Annotated in this window: 17 protein-coding genes; 9 read left to right on the top strand and 8 right to left on the bottom strand. The window is 70.8% G+C overall.

Features of this window, described 5'->3' with window-relative positions; translation table 11 throughout:
- Nucleotides 1-13 precede the first annotated feature (13 nt).
- Nucleotides 14-2,053 carry a PilZ domain-containing protein gene (locus tag MYMAC_RS00175; RefSeq protein ID WP_095956565.1) on the bottom strand — a complete coding sequence of 680 codons (2,040 nt, stop codon included), beginning with the start codon at nt 2,051-2,053 and terminating at the stop codon, nt 14-16.
- A 282-nt stretch (nt 2,054-2,335) separates the two neighbouring features.
- Between MYMAC_RS00175 and MYMAC_RS00170 the strand changes: the two genes are divergently transcribed.
- A complete protein-coding gene (locus MYMAC_RS00170) occupies nt 2,336-2,830 on the top strand; it encodes a YkgJ family cysteine cluster protein (protein ID WP_095956564.1) in 495 nt (164 codons plus the stop codon).
- Nucleotides 2,831-2,944: 114 nt separating this feature from the next.
- Nucleotides 2,945-3,673 (top strand): hypothetical protein, encoded by a 729-nt coding sequence (locus MYMAC_RS00165; RefSeq protein ID WP_239989245.1) that lies wholly within the window; start codon nt 2,945-2,947, stop codon nt 3,671-3,673.
- 10 nt (nt 3,674-3,683) lie between these two features.
- Here MYMAC_RS00165 and MYMAC_RS00160 read toward each other — a convergent pair whose 3' ends face one another.
- From MYMAC_RS00160 to MYMAC_RS00150, 3 genes are read right to left on the bottom strand one after another with little or no spacing between them, the layout of a single operon-like run.
- On the bottom strand, nt 3,684-4,103 hold the full coding sequence (locus MYMAC_RS00160) for a hypothetical protein (protein WP_095956563.1): 420 nt from the start codon (nt 4,101-4,103) through the stop codon (nt 3,684-3,686).
- Between the two features lie 9 nt (nt 4,104-4,112).
- Nucleotides 4,113-4,739, bottom strand: coding sequence for a hypothetical protein (locus MYMAC_RS00155; RefSeq protein WP_095956562.1), 627 nt, complete (start codon nt 4,737-4,739; stop codon nt 4,113-4,115).
- A 31-nt stretch (nt 4,740-4,770) separates the two neighbouring features.
- Complete coding sequence (locus MYMAC_RS00150) at nt 4,771-6,666, bottom strand: ribonuclease R family protein (protein WP_095956561.1); 1,896 nt, start codon at nt 6,664-6,666, stop codon at nt 4,771-4,773.
- A gap of 317 nt (nt 6,667-6,983) precedes the next feature.
- Here MYMAC_RS00150 and MYMAC_RS00145 point away from each other — a divergent pair, with 317 nt between their 5' ends.
- Together MYMAC_RS00145 and MYMAC_RS00140 are read left to right on the top strand one after the other, a co-directional pair.
- On the top strand, nt 6,984-9,884 hold the full coding sequence (locus tag MYMAC_RS00145) for a protein kinase domain-containing protein (protein ID WP_239989244.1): 2,901 nt from the start codon (nt 6,984-6,986) through the stop codon (nt 9,882-9,884).
- A gap of 91 nt (nt 9,885-9,975) precedes the next feature.
- Nucleotides 9,976-10,704, top strand: coding sequence for a head GIN domain-containing protein (locus MYMAC_RS00140; RefSeq protein WP_013936806.1), 729 nt, complete (start codon nt 9,976-9,978; stop codon nt 10,702-10,704).
- 483 nt (nt 10,705-11,187) lie between these two features.
- Here MYMAC_RS00140 and MYMAC_RS00135 read toward each other — a convergent pair whose 3' ends face one another.
- Nucleotides 11,188-13,377, bottom strand: coding sequence for a tenascin-X (locus MYMAC_RS00135; RefSeq protein ID WP_095956559.1), 2,190 nt, complete (start codon nt 13,375-13,377; stop codon nt 11,188-11,190).
- Nucleotides 13,378-13,581: 204 nt separating this feature from the next.
- On the opposite strand from MYMAC_RS00135, the gene MYMAC_RS00130 reads away from it, so the two are divergent.
- From MYMAC_RS00130 to MYMAC_RS00110, 5 genes are all read left to right on the top strand, one after another.
- On the top strand, nt 13,582-13,878 hold the full coding sequence (locus MYMAC_RS00130) for a hypothetical protein (protein WP_043709762.1): 297 nt from the start codon (nt 13,582-13,584) through the stop codon (nt 13,876-13,878).
- 30 nt (nt 13,879-13,908) lie between these two features.
- Nucleotides 13,909-14,205, top strand: a complete 297-nt coding sequence (locus tag MYMAC_RS00125; RefSeq protein WP_013936809.1) for a hypothetical protein — start codon at nt 13,909-13,911, stop codon at nt 14,203-14,205.
- Between the two features lie 347 nt (nt 14,206-14,552).
- Entirely contained in the window at nt 14,553-16,277 is a 1,725-nt protein-coding gene (locus MYMAC_RS00120; protein WP_239989243.1) for a serine/threonine-protein kinase, read from the top strand.
- Between the two features lie 78 nt (nt 16,278-16,355).
- Complete coding sequence (gene gshB, locus MYMAC_RS00115; RefSeq protein ID WP_013936811.1) at nt 16,356-17,324, top strand: glutathione synthase; 969 nt, start codon at nt 16,356-16,358, stop codon at nt 17,322-17,324.
- Nucleotides 17,325-17,544: 220 nt separating this feature from the next.
- Nucleotides 17,545-19,440, top strand: a complete 1,896-nt coding sequence (locus tag MYMAC_RS00110; protein ID WP_095956557.1) for an extracellular catalytic domain type 1 short-chain-length polyhydroxyalkanoate depolymerase — start codon at nt 17,545-17,547, stop codon at nt 19,438-19,440.
- A gap of 22 nt (nt 19,441-19,462) precedes the next feature.
- Here the strand turns inward: MYMAC_RS00110 and yjjJ are convergent, their stop codons facing one another.
- The 3 genes from yjjJ to MYMAC_RS00095 form a co-directional block, all read right to left on the bottom strand.
- Entirely contained in the window at nt 19,463-20,773 is a 1,311-nt protein-coding gene (gene yjjJ / locus MYMAC_RS00105) for a type II toxin-antitoxin system HipA family toxin YjjJ (protein WP_095956556.1), read from the bottom strand.
- A gap of 252 nt (nt 20,774-21,025) precedes the next feature.
- Nucleotides 21,026-22,276, bottom strand: coding sequence for a type II toxin-antitoxin system HipA family toxin (locus tag MYMAC_RS00100; protein WP_239989242.1), 1,251 nt, complete (start codon nt 22,274-22,276; stop codon nt 21,026-21,028).
- Nucleotides 22,263-22,604 carry a helix-turn-helix domain-containing protein gene (locus MYMAC_RS00095; protein WP_095956554.1) on the bottom strand — a complete coding sequence of 114 codons (342 nt, stop codon included), beginning with the start codon at nt 22,602-22,604 and terminating at the stop codon, nt 22,263-22,265. Before MYMAC_RS00095 ends, MYMAC_RS00100 begins: the two co-directional genes overlap by 14 nt.
- Nucleotides 22,605-22,607: the final 3 nt, after the last annotated feature.

The raw sequence follows: 22,607 nt of genomic DNA, 5'->3' as shown, positions 1-22,607 counted from the left end.
TGCGTCCCCGCGACTACGCCCCCGCGGGGGGCGTGGTGGCTTCGAAGAGGTGCTCGAGGAACTCGGGCAGCAGGCTGGCGGAGATGACCCACAGCTTGCCTTCGCCCAGGTCCGCCAGCGACGCGCGCTCCACGTACTCCACGCAGGACGCCTCCACGTAGTGGATGAACACCTTGCGCTCCCGCGCCCGGTACCAGTCCGCCGCGTGGGCCAGCAGCGCCACCATGGCGTCCTGGGCCTCCTTCGTCGCGTCGTCCACCAGCGGCACCAGCCGCACGCCGTCCAGCACGTTGAAGAGGTTGAGGCCCGGCTGCGCCGTCTCCAGCACCGCGAGGACGACGGGCTTGCCCTCGTGCCGCGCCACCACCAGCTCGCGCTCGCGGCCCAGCCCCGCCTCGCCCCAGCGCTCCTTCGCGCGCTTCAGGTCGAAGCGCTCCGGCACCAGGTCCAGCGCCTCGCGGTAGGCCAGGGGACGCGTGCGCGCCACCTGGTCGAAGAAGGCCTCGCGCTCCGCCTCGGTGGGCGTGCCCACCTCGATGCCCGCGGGAATCTCCCAGGCGCCGTCCACCTCCGCCTCCATCAACTGGAAGGGCACCAGGCACGTCTGGCCCGTGTGCTCGTACCAGGTGGCGAAGTCGAACTTGGTGAAGCGCACCCAGCGCACGCGCGCCTCGCAGAAGGCGAAGAACCACTTCACCTCCGGGTCCACCTGCGTGGGCTCGTAGCCGCGCAGGTAGATGTCGCGCAGCGCCTCGCGCGCCGACGTGCGGCTGCCCTTCACCGGCTGCCGCGCGAGCTGGTGCGCCATCCAGCTCCCTTCATACGGCTTCACCACCGACAGCGTGGCGCCCACCGACTGGCCCTCCGGGTGCACCACCCGGTAGCCCAGCCGCGTGCGGCCCTCCAGCCGCGCCAGCGTGGCGTCGAAGCGGGGGTGCGCGTCCTCGAAGTCCTCCGGTGCCTTGCCCGGCAGCCGGAAGTACCCCGAGCCGTCGAAGAGCTTCCAGGTGGCGTCGTTCCAGTCGCCCTCCACCTGTGTGGCCGGGTGCATCTGAGACTCCACCAGCGCGCGCCACGCCTGCGCGCCCGAGGCATCCAGGGGACGCACGGACATGCCGCAGCGGCGGCCCGCCGCGGTGCTGGAGATGTTGCGCACCTCCGCGCGCAGCCGCACCGGCGCCATGCCCTCCGTCACCACCTCCAGCACGGGCTGGCGCAGGCCGGGGTACAGCAGGTCCTCGCCCGGCTCCGTCAGGAAGGCGATGCCCTCATAGGACAGGTCCACCACCTGCCGCCGCACATGCACCTGCGGCCACAGCGGATGGTCGAACGACAGCGTGCAGGGACGGCTGGGCGCCGCGCGCCGCAGCCAGCGGTGGCGGTAGCGCACCAGCTCCCGGGGCAGCGGCATGACGACGAGCCCGGACGCCTCGCGCGCCTCGCTCACCTCCAGGTGCACCACGCTGCTGTACCCGAAGGCCTCCAGGGTGAAGGGCTGGGCGGGCAGTTCGCCCTCGAAGCGCCAGCCCAAGAGGCCCTCGTGCGCGTCGAAGGACGCGGCCGTCACCGGCACCTTGCGGCCATCCGCGGCCCGGGCCATGCCGCGCGCCTGCCGGCCCACCAGCGCGTCACAGATGCGCCGCACGCGGTCGGGATGGTCGATGCGCTCCTTCCACACGGGCCGTGTCTCCGGCGGGAGCAGCAGGCCGTTGTCGCGCAGGGCCTCCAGCACGGAGACGATGCGGCGGCCCGCGTCCAGCGGCGGCGCCAGGAAGCGCAGGCTCACCTCCGGCGCGCCGCGCACGTCCATGACCTCCGCGTCCAGCGCGGTGGCCCAGCGCTCGCCATGGCCCAGCACCACCGAGGCCGTCTCGCCCGGCTTCGGCGCCGCCTGCGTGCCCAGGTTCAGCGTCAGGTGCTCCAACGAGAGCTGCACCAACCGGCACGGCGCCTGGAGGTTCCCGAACGACGCCACCGCCGTCAGTTCCGTCCCCATCCTGTAACCGAGCATCGACGCCCGGCCGCTCAACCCTTCCAGCGTGTCCGTCTGCATGACAGCTCCGTTGTCCAAGGCCGCCGATTGTACGGCTTCACAGGTGCGAAACTTGAGAATTCTCACTGGAAGCGTGGGCACGAAAGAGCCATGCGTAAGCTGCTCTCCAGGACAGGTCTGGATGTCTTATTTTTCATGGATGTATGTCAGCCTCCCATCGGGTCCCCCTGCACCCACGACGCGGCCCACTTTCGAGGCCCTTTCCGACGAGAGGGCAGATGAAGGCTCGGCCGGCTGCTCGCCGCGATGGAACGCCTTCCTTCAGCGGGTTAGGGAGGGACGATGCCGCTCAACACCCTCTGCCTTCGTTGCGGCATGTGCTGTGACGGGACCCTCTTCACCCATGTGTCGCTCCAGCCGGAGGAGGCCCTGGCGCTGCGGCGGCGCGGGCTGGCGGTCGGCTCGCGCACGGATGGCACCCCTGCCCTGATGCAGCACTGCTCGGCGTTGGATGGGCGCGCGTGCACCGTCTACACGGACCGTCCGGCGAGCTGCCGGCGTTATCACTGCCAACTCTTCGCCGCGCTGGCGGAGAAGGAGGTCTCCCTGGAGGAGGCGCTCGCGGTGGTGGACGAGGCCCATGCGCGGGTGGACGCCGTGGCGCGGACGCTGGCGCCTGCCGCGGAAGGCGCGCCGCGCTCCGTGTTGCAACGGGCCCGGCGCGCGAACCTGCCCGAGCACGGCGGCCCCCTGTCCTCGGCGGACCTGGCCACCTACGAGCGCGCGGAGGCCTATCTGGACACGCACTTCCGGGGGCGCCTCGGCCGGCGGGGGTGAGCGGGGCGGCGCGGTGAATCGCCGCCGCGGCGCACACGGGTGTGGCTACGATGCGGGCGCGACCTTCCGGACCGCGCCTTCGCGGCCCGTGTGAGACGGACACCGAGGACCTCGATGAAGACGAACGCGCACGTGCTGGCGGTGATGACCTGCTCCCTGCTGACCGCGCCGCTGGCCATCGCGGACGACGCCGCGCCCGTGAAGTCCGCGTCGGTGGACCTGAACGGAGACGGCAAGCCCGAGGCCGTGTCCATCCAGTTCGACGCGCCGAAGAACGAGTTCGTCCTCAAGGCGGGCGGCGCCACCCTCCGCGGCCCCGGTGATGACAATGAACCCGCGGGCGTGTTCATCGTGGACCTGGACAGCCGGGACTCGCGCAAGGAGCTGGTGGTGCGCACCGGGCAGACGGACTACGACCAGCGCTCGTTCATCTACGGCTTCGACGGCAAGGCGCTGAAGCTGCTGGGCACCGTGCCCGCGCTCACCGAGGCCAGGGGCAACGGCATCATCCTGTCCGATTCGTGGCAGGGCTTCTGGAACCGGCGCGACAAGTACGTGCTGGACGCGAAGACGGGCAAGGTGTCCGAGGTGCCGCAGGACCTGTACGCCGTGGGCGTCGAGGCCACGGTGAAGCAGTCGTTCCCCCTGGCGCGCAGCCGCACGGACAAGAAGGTTGTCGCCACGCTGGCGCAGGGCTCCACGATTCAAGTGCTCGCCGCGTCGCCATCGAGCCGCAAGGGCGAGGGCTACCTCTACCTGGTGAAGTCCTCCACGGGGTTGCTCGGCTGGGCCACCGCGAAGGACCTGATGGAGAAGACGGGCGGGCTGCCGCTCGCGGGTTGAGCCGGCGCGCCTATCGCTGGACGGCGAGGATGCGCCAGCCCCGTACGTCAATGGCGTACGTGGCTGCCTCGGTCGCGGTGGCTCCTTCACTGCGACATGCGCCCTCCTTCACCAGGAAGCGGACGAGGACGACCTCTTCGTTCAGGGGAGCCGCCTCGACATCATAGGAGTCGCGGCGGTGGAGGCACACATCATCCGGCGTGGCGTCGCGAGGAGGCTTCACATCCCGAGGAAGCATGTCGTCCATCGCGAGTCCGATGGCGGCGGCCAGGTTCGCCGGCACCTGCACTCGGCCTTCCGACGGAAGCCACAGCGGATAGGGAAGCTTCGCCGCCTCCTCCTTGGGTGCATGTTCCGGCCGGAAGGGTCGCTGGAAGAGAACACAACCAGGGAGCAGCACCACCGTCAGCAACAGGGCTCGACACTTCATGACCCGCTCCTATCCGCCCACGTCCGTGACGATGCCGAGTGGCTTGTGCTCCGGCTTGATGATGCCAATGAGTTCCCAGGTCCGCCCCTTGCGAAGGTAGACCTCACCGGGCCGAGGCTCATTCGAGTGGGGAACCAGCTTCATCACGTGACAGTCCGTGTCGAACTGGATCCGGATGAGCCATCGCTGGTTCTTCTCCCATCTGTCTTCCGGAGTCAGGGGCGACGGCGCCCAGGGATGGCTGTGGTAGTCCGCGATACCGACCGCCCGGCCACGCGCGTCTCGCACGTAGCGTGGTGAAGTGCATGACTTGCGCTTGTTGGGACCGATTCGCTGCATCTCACCGATGGGCGACGGATAGCTCGCGTGGAAGACGCCATCTCCGAGCGAGTACAGGACGCCGCAGTACTCCTGGCCGTACTCCTTCTCTCGCGCACCATCCATCTCCATGATGATGGGGCAGAGCTGGTCGATGACGTCATCTACGTTCCGGGAAGGTTGGATGGCGGGCCAGGGGCCCCTGACCCAGACCTGGCCACCCTCAGGTCCGAAGTAGATGTCCCTTCCCGCGTAGCGATAGCCCGCCCCACCGCACGCCGTCAGCAACAGGGCAATCCTGGCCCAACGAAGGCTCATCCGGGCGTCCCTCCCACACTTTCATCAATGGCTACTCCGCCAATGCCAGCTCGATGCGGCCGAGCTGCTCGTCGGTGGACGTCACCTTCACCGTCACCGGCATGCCCACGGTGAAGGTCCGCTCCCTGCCCACCAGGGACAGCTCGCGCGCGTCCGGGCGGAAGGGGCCTCCCGTCAGCGCGTCCGTGGGCACCACGCCTTCCACCAGCATGCCGTCCAACTGCGCCACCAGGCCGAAGGGCCGCACCCGCGTCACACGCGCGGGGAATTGCTTGCCCACGTGCCCCGCCATCCACCGCGCCTCCAGCTCGCGGTGCCGGTCGTTCTCCGCCCGCGTCGACGCGCGCGCCTTCGCGTTGATGTGCGCCGCGAGCGCCTCCACCCGCGGGTCCTCGTCCACGAAGTCCCGGCGCCCCTGCAGGTACCCCTTCAGCGTCCGGTGCACCGCCAGGTCCGCGTACCGCCGAATCGGTGACGTGAAGTGCAGGTACAGCGGCGCCGCCAGGCCGAAGTGCGGCCCCGGCTTCACCGTGTAGCGCGACGGCCCCAGCGAACGCCGCAGCACCGAGCGCAGCGCCGGCTCCGCCACCGCCCCGGCGATCTGCCGGTCGAACGCCGCCAGCGCCAGGGGCGTCAGCTCCCGCCCGAAGCCCGCCGCGAAGCCGGACGTCTCCGCGAACGCGTTCAGGTCCGCCACCCGCAGCGGGTCCGGCTGCTCGTGCACCCGGTACACGCCCGGCAGGCCTCGCGCCAGCAGCCACCCGGCGATGGACTCGTTCGCCGCCACCATGAAGCGCTCAATCATCGCGTGCGCCGACGTCGGCTTCTCACTCACCAGCCCGGACAGCTCGCCCGTCGCCTGGTCGAAGGTGAAGCGCGCCTCGTCCCGCGCGAACTCCATGCCGCCTCGCGCCGCCCGCGCCACCGCCAGCCGCGCCGCCGCCAGCCGGAACCAGGGCATCACCTCGCGCACCGGCTCCATGGGCGCGGACACCTCGCCCCGGTCCAGGAAGGCCGCCACCTCGTCGTAGTCCAGCCGCGCCCAGGAGCGGATGATGCTCTCGTACACGTCCGCCGCCGTCACCCGCCCCTGCGGGTCGATGCGCAGCTCCACCGTGAGGCACAGCCGCTCCTCGCCCTGCACCAGGCTCAGCCAGTGCGAAGACAATTCCTCCGGCAACATCGGCAGCACGCGCCCCGCCAGGTACACGCTGGTGGCCCGCTCGCGCGCCTCGGCGTCCAGCGCCGTGCCCTGCTTCACGTACTCGCCCACGTCCGCGATGGACACCAAGAGCCGCAGCGCCCCATCCGGCCCCGCCGGCAACACCGAAATCGCGTCGTCGATGTCCCGCGTGGACGGCGCATCCACCGTCACCGTGGGCACGCTCCGCAAATCCCGCCGCGCCCCCGCCGCGTGCGGCACCGCGCGCGCGCTCCGCGCCTCCTCCACCACCTCCGCCGGGAAGTCCTTGCGCAGCTCGTGCCGGGCGATGACGCGCTCCAGGGAGCGGTCCTCCCCCGCCTCCACCCGGTACAGCAACACCACCTTGCCCTCGTCGATGCGCGCCACCACCGCGTCACCGGCCTGCACCTGCGTCCCCGCCGTGTCGAGCGTCCAGTCCGCGTTGGCCACCTCGCGGTCCACCCGCAGCAGGGGCGCGCCCTTGCGCAGCACCACCTCGCCGTAGACCTGGGTGCGCGGGCGCTCCACCAGGGACAGGTTGCTGGCCGACCAGCGGCCATCCGCGCCCGCCGTCACCGTGGCCGTGACGACGTCCCCGGCGAAGTACGGGTTGAGGTCGGGCGGCGGGACGAAGGCCGACAGCACCTCGGGCGAGCCGGGCGTCTGCACGGTGAGGAAGCCGAAGCCTCGGGGGTGGACGTCGAGACGGCCGGTGACGGTGCGGGGCGAAACAGAAGTATCCATGGAACCTTGGGGCGCGTCTTAGCCCACTCCATCGGTGTGAAGCAGGGCGCGCGCGGGAAAGTGTCAGCCCCCCGGGAGCGCGGCCCCGTGGGCCTGCGTCTCACCGGGAAAGCCATCGCCAGGGATTGGCGAGCTGCCGGCGTGGACGCGGCCAGCCCCCAGCCCCTGACACGCTCCGTCCGGGGCGCCCACGATTCCCCACCTGAATCCGGCTTCAATTCCGCCCTACCCGGGAAGTCACCGGGTTCCGTCACAAACCCATGGGGGACGGGGCTTTCGCGTCCATCCGGCTCACGGTGTACATTCGACGCCATTCGATGAGTGGGAACAGGCTGCCGCTCGCGCAGGAAGCGCGCACGCTGGGCAAGTACGAGGTGCTCTGCCGCCTGTCGACGGGCGGGATGGCGGAGATTTTCCTCGCGTCCCAACGGGGCCTGGCGGGTTTCCACAAGCTGGTGGTGCTGAAGCAGATCCTCCCGGACATCCGCGGCGAGGAGGAGTTCGTCCGGATGTTCCTGGACGAGGCCAAGGTGACGGCCGCGTTCAACCACCCGCACATCGCCCAGGTGTACGACCTGGACATCGCCGACGGAGAGCTCTTCCTCTCCATGGAGTTCGTCCCGGGCGCCACGCTGGTGGAGGTGGCCCGCGCGTGCCGGCAGGCCAACACGCCCATCCCCATGGGGTACAGCCTGATGGCGGTGCGCGACACCGCCGTGGCGCTGCACTACGCGCACACCTTCACGGATCCGCTGGGCCGCCCCTCCCCCGTCATCCACCGGGACGTGGCGGAGAAGAACATCATGGTGACGTACGAGGGCGTCACCAAGCTGCTCGACTTCGGCATCGCCAAGAGCCTGGCCCGCGCCAGCCGCACCGCGGTGGGCATGGTGAAGGGCACCAGCGGCTACATGTCGCCCGAGCAGATCATGGGCGAGCCGCTGGACGCGCGCAGTGACTTGTTCAGCCTGGGCGTCGTGCTGCACGAGTGCCTCACCGGCATGCGGCTGTTCTACGCCAAGCAGGCCGACGCGATGATGAACGCGGTGCTGCGCTGCGAGGTGACGCCGCCCTCGCGCACCAACAAGCAGGTGCCGCCGGAGCTGGACGCCATCGTCCTGCGCGCGCTGTCCAGGCGCCGCGAGGACCGCTACGCCTCCACGCTGGAGTTCGCCCGCGCCATCGAGCGCGCCGTGGGGCCCCTCATCTGGCACCCGGAGCAGAGCAGCGAGCTGATGCTGCGCCTCTTCTCCGACCGGAGGGACCAGACGCGGCAGCTCCTGATGAGCGGGCAGGACGAGACGGGGGACACCACCGGCGTGGTGAACCTGGCCCGGGTGATGGCCATGGGCGTCGAGCCCTCCGAGCTGCCCACCGGCGGCGTCACCGTGCAGCCGCCGAACCGGGGCCCGGGAGCGGCTCGGAGCGCCGCGCCGGCCCCCACGCCCCGGCGCGCCACCGCCGCGTCCCCCGACGCCGGCACCGTCCGCAAGGCCGTGCTCCAGGCGCCTCCGGGCAAGCGGCTGACCTCGCGCGCCTCCCCCGCCGACGCGCGCCCCCCACCGCCGCCTCCCGAGACGATGGCGCCGCCGCCTCCTCCGCCGGATTCGGGGGTGCAGCACATGCGCACCCAGCCGGGGATGCCGGCCCACCCGCCCGAGCACACGGTCCGCACGCAGCTCCCCGGCACCGGCAGGGACGTGGGCTCCCCTCCCCCGGCCCCGGCTGAGGCCCACCCGCGTCAGAGCGCGCGGGCGGCGACGGCGGAGGCCCAGGCCGTCGCGCGGGAACAGACCCAGGTCCGCGCGCCGCGGCCTCCCGAGCCGCCTCCCGCGCCCGAGGAGCCTCGCGCCGACGCCACGCGGAGCCGGGCTTCGCGCACGCCAGAGGCTTCTCCATCCGTGGACGACGCCCCTCGGCCCCGCTCGGCCCGCACGCCGGAGGCTTCGCCGGCCGTCGAGGAGTCCCCTCGCGCCGAGGCCCGTTCGCGCGCATCCCGGACCCAGGACGGCCTGCGCGCGGTGCCCCCCTCCGAGCTCCCCGCGCCTCGCGTCGCGGCGGAGGATGCCCCCCGCGCCCGCGCGCCCCGCACCCAGGATGGCCTGCGCGCCGCCCCCACGCCGCCTCCGGTGGAGCGCGACCTCCAGACGGCGATGATTCGCATGCCGGTGCCGCCACCGGACGCCGGTGAGGACACGACCCTCCCCGTGTCGGCGGCGCCGCGCCGCTCCGTTCCTGTCCGGCGCAGGAGCATGTCGGCCGAGCACACCACCCTGCCCGTCCGCGTCCGCGACCTGCACGACGAGGAGGACGAAGAGTCCACGGTGATGGGCCGAGGCGATGGCGCCAGAGCCACGCGCTCGACACACCTCCGGCCACCGCCTCGGCGGGGCAAGGCCTGGGTGGCGCTCACCGCGGTGGTGGGCATGCTGGCGCTGGGCGCCGCGGCGGTGGTGCTGAAGCTGGACGGGGGCGTCGTGTCCTCCCGGCTGGAGCCCCTGCTCGGCCAGGGTGCGCCGCCGGATCCTCAAGCCGGCTCCGGGACACGCACCCCGCCGGCTCCGGGGAACGCGGACGACAACAAGCGCGCGACGGGCACGGACACGCCCGCTCCGGGCAACGCGGACGGCAAGCAGGTGGCGACGGGAACGGACACGCCCGCTCCGGGGAACGCGGACGACAACAAGCGCGCGACGGTAACGAACACGCCCGCACCGGGGAACGCGGGCGACACGGTGGCGGCGGGCACGGACACGCCGGTGGACGCACCCGTGAAGGATAGAACGGCGTCCCCGGCCTCCGGCGGCATCGCGTCCCTGGAGGCCGCGGGGGATGTGGCCCCCGCCCCGCTGACGGACCGGGCCCCGGTGCTGGACGAAGCCCCGCCCAAGGAGCCCCGCACCTTCAAGCGCGTCCGCAATTCAACCCAGCGGAGCAGGATGGTGACCTCGTCTCCACGCAAGGCGCCGTCCAGCTCGGAGGACATACCGGCGGGCGAGCCCGGCTTCCTCACCCTGGTCACCGAGCCCAGGGCGCAGGTCTTCCTCGGCGGCCAGGACCTGGGCAAGACGCCGCTGTTCAAGGTGAAGCTGCCCGCGGGCCAGCACACGCTGAAGCTGGTGGACGCCACCTCCAAGGCGCATCAGGTCCCCGTGGACATCAAGCCCGGCGAGACGACCTCCGTCCGGGGCCCCTTGAGCCTGCTTTCGGACCCCTGAACTTCAGGGCAGGCAATCGGTTCCGAAGGCATGCGTACCTTGAGCACGTCGGAGTCCGTGTCACGGACCCCTTTCCCAATGGAGCGTGCTCATGTCCCCCGCCCGCGTCTCAATCGTCGCCTCCCTCCTCCTCTTTGGTGCCTGCGCCCACGCCCAGGACTCCCAGGCCAATGCGTCCGCGCAGGGACGGGGTGACGTCCGGGAGGTGCCCGACTTCAACGAGGTGTCCGTCAGCCACGGCATCCGCGCCGAGGTGAAGGTCGGCCCCAAGTCCGTGCGCCTGGAGGGGCCGGCGGAGCTGCTGTCCCGCATCCAGTTGGAGGTGGACGACGACGGCACGCTGAAGACCCGCGTGGCCAAGAGGACCTTCAGCGGGTTCCGGGGCGGCAACGTCCGCCTCTACGTCTCCAACCCGCGCGTGGAGGGCATCAGCGCCAGCGGCGGCAGCCACGTGGAGGCGGACGCCACGCGCGCGGAGGACTTCGACGTCGAGGCCAGCGGCGGCGCCATCGTCACCGTGCGCGGCGTGGACGCGCGCAAGGTCGAGGCCGAGGCCAGCGGCGGCTCCCAGGTGACGCTGGCGGGCCGGGCGACGGAGTTCGACGCCGAGGCCAGCGGCGGCTCCGCCGTGCGCGCCCTGGACGTGAAGGGCGTCAAGACGCTGGACACCGAGGCCAGCGGCGGCTCCCGCGTGGAGGTGGACGCCTCCGAGCGCGTCACCGGCGAGGCCTCCGGCGGCAGCATCCTCCAGCTCGTCTCCCGTCCAGGCCAGAGCGACGTGCGCACCAGCGGCGGCTCGCGGCTCATCTACAAGGACTGAAACAACCTCTGGAGTGACGTCTGGAACGAGGTCTCTCGGGCCCCGGGAACTTCCACCCGGGGCCCGAGCGGGCCCCCCACGATGCCACGAAGCCGCCGCACGCCGGACCTCCAAGGTCGTCCGGGCAACCGCACTCCTTCCACGCGAGCGCCGGGAACAAGGGGGTTGCTTCCCGGGCGGCCTGCGCGTGGGCACCGTGGAATACCGTCCACGAACTCCAACGCTACGGTGGGCGAAGAATATCGGCTGCGCGGTGCCTGTCCACCCGTCGGGTCCTGACGCTCACAAGCACCGTGACAGGCCGGATGTGGTGAGGACCCGTAGCAGTTGCGCCTTCACGAAGAGTGTGAGCAGGCGCGCAGCAGACTGAATTCCTTTCAGGGCGCGTCATGAAGCAGCGCGATATGCGGGAAACCGCTACGCCCGCGCAGCCGCTCAAGGCGGTGGATGCGCCCACAAGTTCTCCACAGCGAGAGGCCGCGCTCAGCGCACCGTGTTCTCATGGTGCCCGTGTCCCGGTCCTCCGAAGGTGCCGGGCCAGGGCTCACGCGCGGGCATCAGCCCCGGCGCGCGGAAGCGCAGGAAGCGCGGCTGGCTGTTGGCGAAGGGGGGATCGCACTCACCGCAGCTCGTGGCGCCCTCCATCAGGTACAGGGCGCCGGGCCCCAGCTCCATCAACTGCGGCAGGGTGCGCGGCGCGTAGTCCAGGGAGCACTGGAAGGCCTCGCTCCCATCCCGCGCGCGCACGCCCACCAGCAGCCCTGGGTGGTCAGCCGCCACCGCGTGCGTCAGCACCAGCGTCTCCGGCGGCAGTCCCGCGGCCCCGGGCCAGGTGGCCAGCCGGAGCTCCTTGGTGGCCAGGTGCTGCCCCTCCCTCAGCGAATACGCCCACGCCGGCTCCAGGTCCGGAAGCCGGAAGCCCGTGAGCCGCGTGGCGGCGGGGGGTGAGCTCGAACCGGCGGTGCCCGCGTTCACCGTGGTGCCCGGCGCGCTGGGCACCACCACGTCGCGGGTGGCCACCACGCGGCCGAGCTGCTGGGGAAAGGAGGCGCCCACCGGCGTCCCATCCCGGGTGCTCAGCGCCTGGAGGCCCCACTCCGGCAGCAGCAGGCCGTTGGCCACCGCGAGCTCGCCCGCGCGCTGCGACTCCGTCCTCCGCCAGCGCGGCACCCCGTCCGAGGAGAAGGCCATCAGCAGCGTGGGCGCCCCCGAGGCCAGCGGCGCGCCCACGTTCCGCGTCGGGCCGAAGGCGACGTAGAGGTCCCCCACCGCGTCCGAGGCGAGGCCATAGGGGTGCGGGTGGTCGCACTCGGACAGCAGCGGGTCCGTCAGCTCGCGCGCGGACACCATGTGCCCGAAGGCATCCAGCACCACCAGGAAGTACCTGCGGCACGCCGTGTCGCTGCGCTCCTCCGCGGGGTAGGCCTCGAAGAGGGCCGCCAGCCGGTCCGGCGCCATCACCGCCAGCCGCGCCAGGAAGAGCGTCCGCGTCCTGTCCCGGAAGTCCGGCCGCGCGTCGCCCAGGGTGAAGGTCCACCGCGGCGCCCCGGTGGTGCGCTCCAGCAGCGACACCGTCCCGTCCACCGGCATGTCCATGCACAGCAGCCGGTCGTTCCACAGCATGCAGCGCCGCGCCGGGTTGGAGGCCCGCACCGGTGACTTCGCCGCGTCCAGCACGGGCGTGCCGTAGAAGCCCGACAGCGTCACGTCCCCCTCCGGCCCCACCAGCAGGTCCTGCAACTGCTGCCCTTGCGCCTGGGCGTCGTAGGTCCAGTCCACCGTCAGGGGTTGGGCCTCCGGCCGCGCGCACCTGCCGCCGCGGCATTGCCCCGCGGCCTGGCACGGGCTGGCCGCCGCGCACGGGAAGCCCTCCGGCAGGTCGCGCTTCACGCAGGCCCCGTCCAGGCACACGTCCACGTCCTCGCAGGTGTCGCGGGCGCCGCCGCACAAGGTGCCATCCGGCGCGGAGGCCATGACGCACCCCCGCTTCGGGTCGCAGGTGCCCACCAGGCAGGGCCCCGCCGCCGCGCAGGGGGGCGCCGGCACCGCCTGGCACCCGTCCAGCACGTGGCACACGTCCGTGGTGCAGGCGTTGCCGTCATCACAGGCGCGCTCCTCGCCCCGGCAGCGCCCCGCCTGGCAGGTGGCGCCGGTGAGGCAGGCGTTGCCGGGGTCGCACGCGGTGCCATCCGGCAGCAGCGACTCCACGCACGCCTCCGCCACCAGGTCGAAGGTGGCCGTGGCGCACGTCACGGGCGTGAAGCACTCCGGCACCGGCCGCGCCTCGCCCGCCAGCACGAGCCGCACCTGGCCGCCGTCGGACGCGGTGCCGGTGAGGGTGGCCTCGTAGGTGCCTTCGGCCTCGGGCGCGAAGCGCAGGCGCACGGGCACCTCCCCCACGAGCACCTGGGCCGGCAACGGCGCTTCCAAATAGAAGGGAGGCGTCACCTCCGTCCAGGTGACGTCCAGCGGGGCCCGGCCGCCATTCACCACCCGGACCTCGGCCTCCCGCCGGGTGCCCGGGTAGGCCGGTGGGAAGTCGACGCGCTGCGCTGACAGCCGCAGGCGCCCCACCGCCCCCGACAGGGAGGGGGCGTCCCGGCAGGCCGCCACCCCCAGCACCAGCACCCACCAGAGGCCACTGACGGCGGCCACCCTCTTCGCGTGCGCCATGGCGTGCTCCCCCCGTCCCCCTGGCTATACGCGCGCCTGAAGGCCCCGTGGCGGCCCCCGCCTCCTGACGCGCCACCTCCCAACACTTCAGGGTCAGCGGGTGCCGGGGCAGTGTTTTTTACAGGCCGTTCCAGTGCTACAGGATGCAACCGCGCGAAATGCCTGAAAGCGAGAAGGGTACGGTTCTGGCACCCGGGGTACGTCATGACCTCTGCCGCATCCTCCTCGTGCGTTCCGTCGTCATCGCAGGCCTTCACCGTGCTCATCCCACGCGGCCTGCAGGCGGCCGTGGAGGGGCTTCCGGCGGAGACCCGCCAGGAGCTGCTCGCCGAGCTGTTCCGCCTGGCCGCCCTGGCCCGGCAGGAGGAGAGCCAGTTGCCGCCCGAGTTCCCCTACACGCTGCGGCTGGACGTGGCCGGCTGTCAGGTCAGCGTGGAGCTGGAGCCGTCCCGCTCGCGCCTCACCCTGGTGGGCCTGCTGCGGCCCCAACCCCTGGAATGAGCCCGGCGGCCCGCCGGGGACAAGGATGAGATGTCGCGCCGTGCCGGATACGCGGAATCCTGGGACCTCACGTACCTGGTGGAGCAGCTCCGGGAGCTGATCGGCCACGACCTGCGCCTGGATGAGGTCCTCGCCGAGGAGCTGGAGGACGTCCTGGGCAGCCTGGTGCAGCGCAACCAGCGCCTGCGGGTCCTGCAGCGCATGGTGAACGCGGAGCGCGCCCCGGACGACCTGGCGGCCCTGCGCGGCGCCCTGGAGGACATGGACCGCGAGCTGCTGACCCGGCTGCCCGCGTTGCTCGAACGGCTGCGCCTGGCGCTGCCTTGAGATTCCACAGGCACTTCGTCCCCAGCGCCCACTGCTTCTTCTAAAGGTTCATAGAGGTATTGATCTATTGGTAGTGGCAGTAGGGGACCGGGACTTGGGGACAAGTCAGCAAGCTCGCGGGAACACTCACGAATTTGGAGTCTGCTACATGTGGGTAAGGTGACGGTTATCCCCGGGAACCCACAGGTGTTGATCCACACGGGGGTTTCTCCACAGCCGCTCCCCCGCTGTCCACAGGCCATCCACAGCTTCCCGGTGGACGCGGCAGGCACCCCGGGTGACGGCCTGTCCTCACCTCACGTCCGGCCCGCACAGGCCTGTTGTCGCCTGTTATCGTCCGGCGCGGGATGCGCCCCGACAGTGGGGTGCCGGCGGAGGGTTTCCCCATCGACTTCTATCGGGGCGAGCGCATCGGGAAGTATGAGGTCGTCACGCAGCTCTCCGTGGGCGGCATGGCGGAGCTGTTCCTGGGGTTCACCTCCGGGCCGGGTGGCTTCCGCAAGTACGTGGTCATCAAGCGGGTGCTGCCGGACGCGCGGGACAACGCGCAGTTCGAGCGCATGTTCCTGGACGAGGCGCGCATCACCGCGGCCTTCAACCACCCGAACATCGCCCAGGTGTTCGATTTGGGGCGCGAGGATGACGGGCTCTACCTGGCCATGGAGTTCATCGCCGGGCAGAACCTGAACCAGATTACGGGCGCGTGCCTGAAGCGCCATGACCAGCTCTCGCTGGGCTTCACGCTGTCGGTGGCGCGCGACGTCTGCATGGCGCTGCACTACGCGCACACCTATACGGCGCCCTCCGGGGCGCCCAGCCCCGTCATCCACCGAGACGTCGCCCAGAAGAACATCATGGTGACGTACGACGGCGTGGTGAAGCTGCTGGACTTCGGCATCGCCAAGGCGAAGGACAGCCTGGAGCGCACCAACGTCGGCACGGTGAAGGGCACCACCGGGTACATGTCCCCGGAGCAGGTGCGGGGCGAGGCGCTGGACGGCCGCAGTGACTTGTTCTCCGTCGGGGTGATGATGCACGAGCTCATCACCGGCGCGCGCCTGTTCGCGGGCAGGAACGAGCGCGATGAGATGATGAAGATTCTCGACGCGCCCGTGCCCTGGCCGTCCACGGTGGCCCCGCACGTGCCCGAAGAGGTGTCCAAGGTGGTGATGCGGGCGCTGGAGCGCAGCCGCGAGAAGCGCTTCGCCACCGGCCGGGACATGGCCAAGGCGATTGAAGCGGCGGCGGGCAGGCTGCTGCTGGACGCCACGGACCGGGCCGCGCTGATGCAGGAGCTGTTCGCCGAGCGCATGTCCGCCACGCGCGTCATGCTGGAGTCCGCGGACGGCACCACCAACGGCGTCATCCTGGCGTCCGCGAAGCGCGCCTTGCGCGGCGACGACGGGCCCTACCTCCCCGAGCGCAAGGACCTCCCCACGCCGTCGAACGGGGTGTCGGGCCTGCCGCGCAAGCCCTCGCGCAAGGTGCCCGCGGCGCCAGCGCCCCGGAGGGCGGCCGCCCCGGACACCCCGCCGGCACCGGAGAGCAGGTCCTCCAACGTGGTGTGGGGGCTGGTGCTGCTGGGCATCCTGGTGGGCGGTGGCTATGCCGCCTGGCACCTGTCGAAGGTGCTGAATGAAACCGTGGAGGAAGAGGCGGCCAGCGCGCTGCGCACCCTCCCCCGCCATGACCCGAACCTGCCCGTCTACCCGGTGCCGGGCTATGACACGCCCACCCCCGACGCCGGCACCCCGGAGGCGCCCGCGAGGGCCCTGGGGGCGGCCGTGGGCGGCGAGGAAGCGGCGGACGCCCCTCCCAAGGAGACGGCGAGCGCCCGCCCCGCGGCGAGGGGCCGGGGCAAGCTGACCCTGGTGGTGCTGCCGGAGGCGGAGGTCTTCCGGGGGGCGAAGCGGCTGGGCCGCACGCCCATGTTCAACCTGGCCCTGCCCGTGGGGAACCACGAGCTGACGCTCAAGGGGCCGGACGGCAAGAAGCGCTTGCTGATGGTGCCCATCACCGCCGGGGAGACGACCCGCTTCAAGCTGAAGCTGGGGGAAATCCCCGAGCGCTGAGGCCCGGCGCCGGGATTGAGGGGCACGTTCCAGGCCACTTGGTTATCTTCGCGCCCCTCTTCCAACACTCCGGACTGCATGGCCTCTCTGACCATTGGCTTCCTGATGGACCCGCTCGAGTCGGTGCGGGTGGACCACGACTCCACGTTCGCGCTGATGCTCGAAGCGCAGCAGCGCGGCCACCAGGTGCGCTACTTCGAGCAGGGCTGGTTGCGCTTCAACGGCACCTGCGCGGAGGCGCGCATGCGCCACGTCACCGTGCGCCGTGAGGCGGGGCGGCACTTCGACGTCCTCGACGAGGCCCCGCTCCCGGTGTCCGCGCTGGACGTGCTCTTCATGCGCAAGGACCCGCCGGTGGACGCGGAGTTCCTGCACGCCACGCAGCTCGTGGAGCTGTGCGGCACGCGGCCGCCGCCCGTCTTCATCAACGAGCCGGCGGGCATCCGCGACGCGAACGAGAAGCTCTTCTCCCTGCGCTACCCGGACCTGATGCCAGACACGCGCGTCACCAGCGAGCTGCCGGTGCTGCTGGACTTCATCGCGCGCAACGCGGCGGGCACCATCCTCAAGCCGGTGGATGGCTTCGCGGGCAAGGGCATCCTCTTCCTGTCCGCCACGGACCGGAACGCGCGCTCCGCGGTGGACATGCTCACCCGGGGCGGCCGCGAGGCCGTCATGGCGCAGGCGTACATCCCGGAGAGCCGCCAGGGCGACAAGCGCATCCTCCTGGTGGACGGCGAGCCGGTGGGCGGCGTGCTGCGCGTCCCGTCCGACGACGACCACCGCGGCAACATGGCCGCCGGCGGCGTGCCCCAGAAGGCCGTGCTCACCCCCCGGGACGTGGAGATTTGCGAGCGCCTGAAGCCGGAGCTCGTCAAGCGCGGGCTGCGGCTGGTGGGCATCGACGTGCTGGGCACCTATCTCACCGAGGTCAACGTGACGAGCCCCACCGGCCTGGTGGAGGCCAACCACCTGGACAACGTGTGCGTGGAGGCCCGGGTGCTGGACGTGGCGGAGCGCCTGGCCGCCGAGCGCGCCGCGCGCTGAGCCCCGCCGTGAGGACGCCGGTGGCCCTGGGCCCCCGGCGCTCCGCGTGCGCTGAGGGGTGACTCATGTTTCACCATCCACACGACGCGGTGCGTGATGTGAATGCTGGTTCATGTTTCAGCGCGACGCGACGCAACGCGCCTTGAATCAGTGACTGTCTGGAGAGTCAGGTTTCGCCCCGCGGCCGCCCAGCTCCCCCCATGGCGGCCGGGGAGACACCATGCTCAAGCAGCGTTGCAGCCGTTCCTGGCCGTGGTCGCGGTCCGCCGGAGTGCCCCTCGCCGCGTGGCTGTATGCGGGCCTCGTGGGCTGTGGCGGTCCGGTTTCGGAGGCGCCGGAGCCCGGGGCCGAGGTGGCGGAGCAGCCACAGCGCCTGCTCACGCAGGTGACGGGCTTTGGCAGCAACCCCGGCAACCTGCAGATGTTCCGCCACGTGCCGTCCGGCATGCCGGCCAACGCGCCGCTGGTGGTGGTGCTGCACGGCTGTACGCAGCGGGCCGCGAGCATGGAGGGCAGCGGCTGGTCCGCGGCGGCGGACGTCTACAAGTTCTACGCCGTCTATCCGCAGCAGCAGAGCGGCAACAACATGACCAGTTGCTTCAACTGGTTCGAGCCCGGCGACATCGCCCGGGACCGGGGCGAGGCGCTGTCCATCAAGCAGATGGTGGACACGATGAAGGCCACGTACTCCGTCGACCCGTCGCGCGTGTACGTGGCGGGCTTCTCCGCCGGTGCGTACATGGTGCCGGCGCTGCTGGCCGCGTATCCGGACGTCTTCTCCGCGGGCGCCATCCACTCCGGCGGCCCGTACCGGTGCGCCGAGTCGATGACCGCGGGCTTCAATTGCATGAGCCCCGGCGTGAATCGCGCGCCGGCCGCGTGGGGAGACCTGGTGCGCGGCGCGTACCCGGGCTACGCGGGTCCGCGTCCGCGCGTCTCCATCTGGCACGGCACCAGTGACTACACGGTGAACGTGATGAACCTCACCGAGGCGATGGAGCAGTGGACGAACGTCCATGGCATCGACCAGACGCCGGACACGGTGGAGACGGTGTCCAACTTCCCGCACAAGGTGTACCGGGACGGCGCGGGCAACGCGCTGGTGGAGACGTGGGAGCTCACCGGCATGGGCCACGGGGTGGCCATGGACGCGCAGTTCCAGTTCCCGGGTGGCACAGGCACCGCGGCGTGTGGCGCGGTGGGCGCGTACCTGAACGATGTGAATCTCTGCTCCGTCTACCACCAGGCGCGGTTCTTCGGCCTGCTGGACGGGGGCGGCGAGCCCACGGGGGACACCACGCCGCCCACCGTCAACGTGACGGCGCCGGCGAACGGGGCCACGGTGGGTGGCACGGTGAACGTCACCGCGGACGCGGCGGACGCGGTGGGCGTCACCCGGGTGGAGTTCCTGGTGGATGGCGAGGTGGTGTCCACGGACTCGCAGGCGCCGTATGCCTTCGCGTGGAACAGCGCGGCGGTGGGCAACGGGCAGCACCGGCTGGGCGCGCGTGCGTTCGACGCGGCGGGGAACCAGGCGACGGACAACGACACGGTGGTGACGGTGAGCAACACGGGCTCACCGGCGCCGGTGACGGCGCAGTTCACGAGCATCGCGGCGGAGGACGGCTACCTGAAGGCGAACGCGGACGGCAGCGCGGCGGCGCTGGGGTTCATGACGAACCTGGCGCTCGGCCGGGGGACGGATGGGAAGTACAACCGCTCCTTCCTGTCCTTCGACACGTCGGGCCTGCCGGACGGGGCCACCGTGACGCGGGCGTTCCTGACGGTGACCTACTCGTCGGGCTCGGGAGACCCGTGGTCGACGCCGGCGGGGAACACGCTGGTCATCGACGTGAAGACGGGCACGTTCAACGCGGCGAACACGGAGGCCGCGGACTGGGCGGGTGCGGCCGCCGCGAGCAGCGTGGCGGGCATCGAGCGGTTCAGCGCGGGGGCGAAGCGCTCCGGGGACTTCAGCGCCGCGGGCCTGTCCGCCATCAACAAGGCGGGGAAGACGCAGCTTCGGCTGCGCTTCACCCAGGCGCAGACGGCCACGCAGTACCTGTTCGTCCGGGATGGGGCGAACGCGGTGCTGACGGTCGTCTACACGCCGTAGTGCGCTCCTGGCGGACGCCGGCTCAGACCGGCGTCCGCTGCATCAGCGCGGCGAGCGAGTCCCGGCATTGCGCGCAGCGGGCTCGGAACGCCTGGCTGAGTTCCTGTGCCTCCAGAAGCCGGGTCCAGTAGGCGAGTGCGTGCCGCGCGGCATCGGACCAGACGTCGAGCGTCTCCGACGTGGGAGGCCGGGGCTCGAAGGCGCGCTCGACGATGGTGGTGCCCACGGGGGCGAACATCATCGGGAGCATGTCGTAGGCGGGGGCGAGCTTGAACCGCTTCGGCCCCTCCTCGAAGAAGGAGAGGTTGCCGAAGTGCCGGTCGGTGTTGCCGGTGAGCTGCCCGAAGGTGTCCAGCCAGCGGATGCGCCGGGCGTCCTCGTCGCTGATGGACTGGCTCTGCTGGAGGTAGTGGGCCGCGCTGGTCCAGGTGCTCCCCTTGCCTTCATGGCCGAGGTACTCGTTGTCGATGGCCTTGAGGGAGAGCAGCGCCTTGCGGCCTCGCTCTCCGATGCGGTCGAAGCGTTCGACCTCGAGGAACTGGTAGCCCTCCACGCGGAGGGAGCGCGTGGCGGCGGCGGGAATGCCAGCGGCGCGGACTGCTTCGAGTGCCAGGCCTTCGCACACGAGGAGTTCTCTCCATCGCTGAGCGGCGGCGCCGTCATCGTTCGCCGCGAACTTCACCAGGACGTGGCGCCCTTCCGTGTACGCCGTGAACTTGGGCTGTTCGCCTCCCGCGGAGGAGCCTGCTTCGCTCGACATCGATGAGCGGGCGAGCTCCGGGTATTGGGCCTCGGTGGCTGGCCGAAGCGGGCTGGCCAGAAAACGGTCCAGGGAGGCCGCGCCGATGATGCGATCTCCCACGCAGTCATCGCCTCGGAGCGCCAGCGCGATGAGCTGATGGTCCTCCGTCCAGTCCGTGATGCGGGGAGGAAGGCCCAGTTCCGGGTGACGACTCGCGAAGCCTCGGCCCAGATAGCCCTGGGGGCTCATGTCGGCGGCGAAGGGCGGGAGCCCGGCGAACCGCTCCCCCACCCCCTCTGCTTGCGCGACCCAGCAGCCCCCGTTCCAGAGCGGGTACAGGATGCCTGCTTCGGAGGGACGGCCCGTCTCGCCGACGCGGTACAGCGGTATCTGCTCTCCCAGGGCGGCGATGGAGCGGGCGCGCGCATAGCGCGTGGCGGGCCCCTGCCCCATCCGGCACACGCTCGGACCCGCCGAGGCGAGCAGCCGCGACACCGTCGGGCGTGAGACCCGGAGCTGGGTCGCCAGCTCGCCCCCCTTCACCTCGACCTGACGCCCGAGCACCGCGAGCAACTGTTCCAAGGTGGCCATGAACAGATTCCTGAAAGGATCCGTGAAGTGATTTTTGATCGGTATAATCCGTATAAACTACTGAATTTAAATGAGTTTTTATCCGTCAATGCACGCTGGTGAGGTGATTTCGGGGCCGAAGGATGGAGCCGAACGTCCCGGGCGGGCACTTCTCAGTCAAGCAGGCTCGCCTCGACCTGGACGCCGTGCCGCTGGCCCACTTCGCGGCCACCTGTTCATCCGGGATGGGGCGAACGCGGTGCTGACGGTCGTCTACACGCTGTAATGCGTGTACTCGAAGCCCTCGGAGTCGAACGCCCGCTCGACCGCCGTCACGTCCGCGTCGGTGCCACCGCAGTCCTTGATGGCACCACGCCAGCGGGCTGTCACGGTGGCCTTCATCGTGTCGATGAGGTGATTGGCGGCCTCTTTCGAAAGCCGGAAGCGGCCGCACTCACTCAAGAGATTCAGCCGGGTGGCACGCCGGTGCTGCGCGCTGCCGACTTCCATGGCCAGGTGACGCTCCAGGCTGGCCTGCGGCGAGGGCGTCAAGTCATAGGCCGGAGAGAGGTTCCACGCCGTCCCTGCCGCGATGAGTGCGTGGTTCCTCGGATGGTCGTCGACGTTCGAGATGAGGGCGTTGAACACCATCCGCGAGAACAGCTCGCGCAGGTCCTCGTCCGGGTCGCCGACCCACCGCTTCAGCTCATCCGCCAGCAGGATGTAGGACCACTTCGAGCGGTCCTGGGGATGCTCATCGGCACGCAGGACGGTCAGGGCACTGACCATCCGGTGCCGGTGATAGCCGCCATCGACCCGCTGCCTGTCGAATCGCCGGACCAGCAATACGTCCTGTCCCGCGACGTGCGTGCGCTTGCTCACGGCGGCCTTCAAGCCGCATTCGCGGGCAAGCCTCAGCATGCCCCCTTCGACCGCCGCGTTGTTCCAACGGTCGCCTCGGGCCGGGAACTTGGCGACCCACAGGCCTTCTTCATCCTCGACGACGTTCTTGGGCCGGGCGCCGCCCATGGAACTGCCGGGGTTCACCAGGTCACTGACCTGGACGCCGGAGAGCGGCAGCTCTTGTTCGACGCGCCTTGCCTCTTCAAGCAACAGGTCCAGCCGCAGGACCTTGTTGAACCGATGGACGGGCGCGGGCGGCGTGGGACTGGTGCCGAATGACAGCGCCCCCGCGCGGTCCTCGGGAGAGTTGAGGAGGAAATCAACCTCGCTCAGGGCCACACGTTCCAACTGCCGCTCAATGACTCTGCGGCCCCACGCATCCGGAGAGGCGTCGCGCAGGGAGCCGAAGATGCCGCCGAGTCGGGCTGTCTCGAAGGTGCCCGGGCGGAGCGGCAATTCGAACTTCTCCAGTTCGACGGCGCGCGGGTTGGCCAGATAGCTCCGGCCGTAGACGAAGCGTCCGACCTCGCCTTGTTGTTGGAAGCGTCCGCAGGTGACGACCTCCATGGATTCCGGCAGTTGGACGTACACAAAACAGGTTGGGTCTTCAGAAGTCCGCATCCAGGCCTTTCTTCAGACGCACCCGCTGCGGCTGTCGTGCCAACTCGAGCGTCTTGCCCTCCTCGTCTCGCTCCGGAGCGGCGAGGTTGTCAAACTCCTGCTCCAGGCCCAGGGCCCAGAGGACGGTGAAGTAGGCGCTGAGTCCCGTTGTGGGACTGCCCTCTTCGATTCGCTTGAGCGTTCCAAGCGCCAGCCCCGTCTTCTTCGCGAGATCCACCTGCCGCAACCCGCGTCGGATCCGCGCCCGCGCGATGTTCTGGCCCAGGCGCTCCACCGCCCGGACCACCGCCAGAGGCGCCGTGTCGCTCGTCAGGTTCTGTCGCGGCATGCT

This window comes from Corallococcus macrosporus DSM 14697 (assembly GCF_002305895.1).
Classification (GTDB): Bacteria; Myxococcota; Myxococcia; order Myxococcales; family Myxococcaceae; genus Myxococcus; species Myxococcus macrosporus.
This window is presented reverse-complemented; position numbering and strand designations above follow the sequence as displayed.

Excerpts from the sequence above, each read along its gene's own strand:
- MYMAC_RS00175 (WP_095956565.1), bottom strand. The coding sequence starts at position 2,053 with ATGCAGACGGACACGCTGGAAGGGTTGAGCGGCCGGGCGTCGATGCTC.
- MYMAC_RS00170 (WP_095956564.1), top strand. The coding sequence starts at position 2,336 with ATGCCGCTCAACACCCTCTGCCTTCGTTGCGGCATGTGCTGTGACGGG.
- MYMAC_RS00165 (WP_239989245.1), top strand. The coding sequence starts at position 2,945 with ATGAAGACGAACGCGCACGTGCTGGCGGTGATGACCTGCTCCCTGCTG.
- MYMAC_RS00160 (WP_095956563.1), bottom strand. The coding sequence starts at position 4,103 with ATGAAGTGTCGAGCCCTGTTGCTGACGGTGGTGCTGCTCCCTGGTTGT.
- MYMAC_RS00155 (WP_095956562.1), bottom strand. The coding sequence starts at position 4,739 with ATGAGCCTTCGTTGGGCCAGGATTGCCCTGTTGCTGACGGCGTGCGGT.
- MYMAC_RS00150 (WP_095956561.1), bottom strand. The coding sequence starts at position 6,666 with ATGGATACTTCTGTTTCGCCCCGCACCGTCACCGGCCGTCTCGACGTC.
- MYMAC_RS00145 (WP_239989244.1), top strand. The coding sequence starts at position 6,984 with ATGAGTGGGAACAGGCTGCCGCTCGCGCAGGAAGCGCGCACGCTGGGC.
- MYMAC_RS00140 (WP_013936806.1), top strand. The coding sequence starts at position 9,976 with ATGTCCCCCGCCCGCGTCTCAATCGTCGCCTCCCTCCTCCTCTTTGGT.
- MYMAC_RS00135 (WP_095956559.1), bottom strand. The coding sequence starts at position 13,377 with ATGGCGCACGCGAAGAGGGTGGCCGCCGTCAGTGGCCTCTGGTGGGTG.
- MYMAC_RS00130 (WP_043709762.1), top strand. The coding sequence starts at position 13,582 with ATGACCTCTGCCGCATCCTCCTCGTGCGTTCCGTCGTCATCGCAGGCC.
- MYMAC_RS00125 (WP_013936809.1), top strand. The coding sequence starts at position 13,909 with ATGTCGCGCCGTGCCGGATACGCGGAATCCTGGGACCTCACGTACCTG.
- MYMAC_RS00120 (WP_239989243.1), top strand. The coding sequence starts at position 14,553 with ATGCGCCCCGACAGTGGGGTGCCGGCGGAGGGTTTCCCCATCGACTTC.
- gshB (WP_013936811.1), top strand. The coding sequence starts at position 16,356 with ATGGCCTCTCTGACCATTGGCTTCCTGATGGACCCGCTCGAGTCGGTG.
- MYMAC_RS00110 (WP_095956557.1), top strand. The coding sequence starts at position 17,545 with ATGCTCAAGCAGCGTTGCAGCCGTTCCTGGCCGTGGTCGCGGTCCGCC.
- yjjJ (WP_095956556.1), bottom strand. The coding sequence starts at position 20,773 with ATGGCCACCTTGGAACAGTTGCTCGCGGTGCTCGGGCGTCAGGTCGAG.
- MYMAC_RS00100 (WP_239989242.1), bottom strand. The coding sequence starts at position 22,276 with ATGCGGACTTCTGAAGACCCAACCTGTTTTGTGTACGTCCAACTGCCG.
- MYMAC_RS00095 (WP_095956554.1), bottom strand. The coding sequence starts at position 22,604 with ATGCCGCGACAGAACCTGACGAGCGACACGGCGCCTCTGGCGGTGGTC.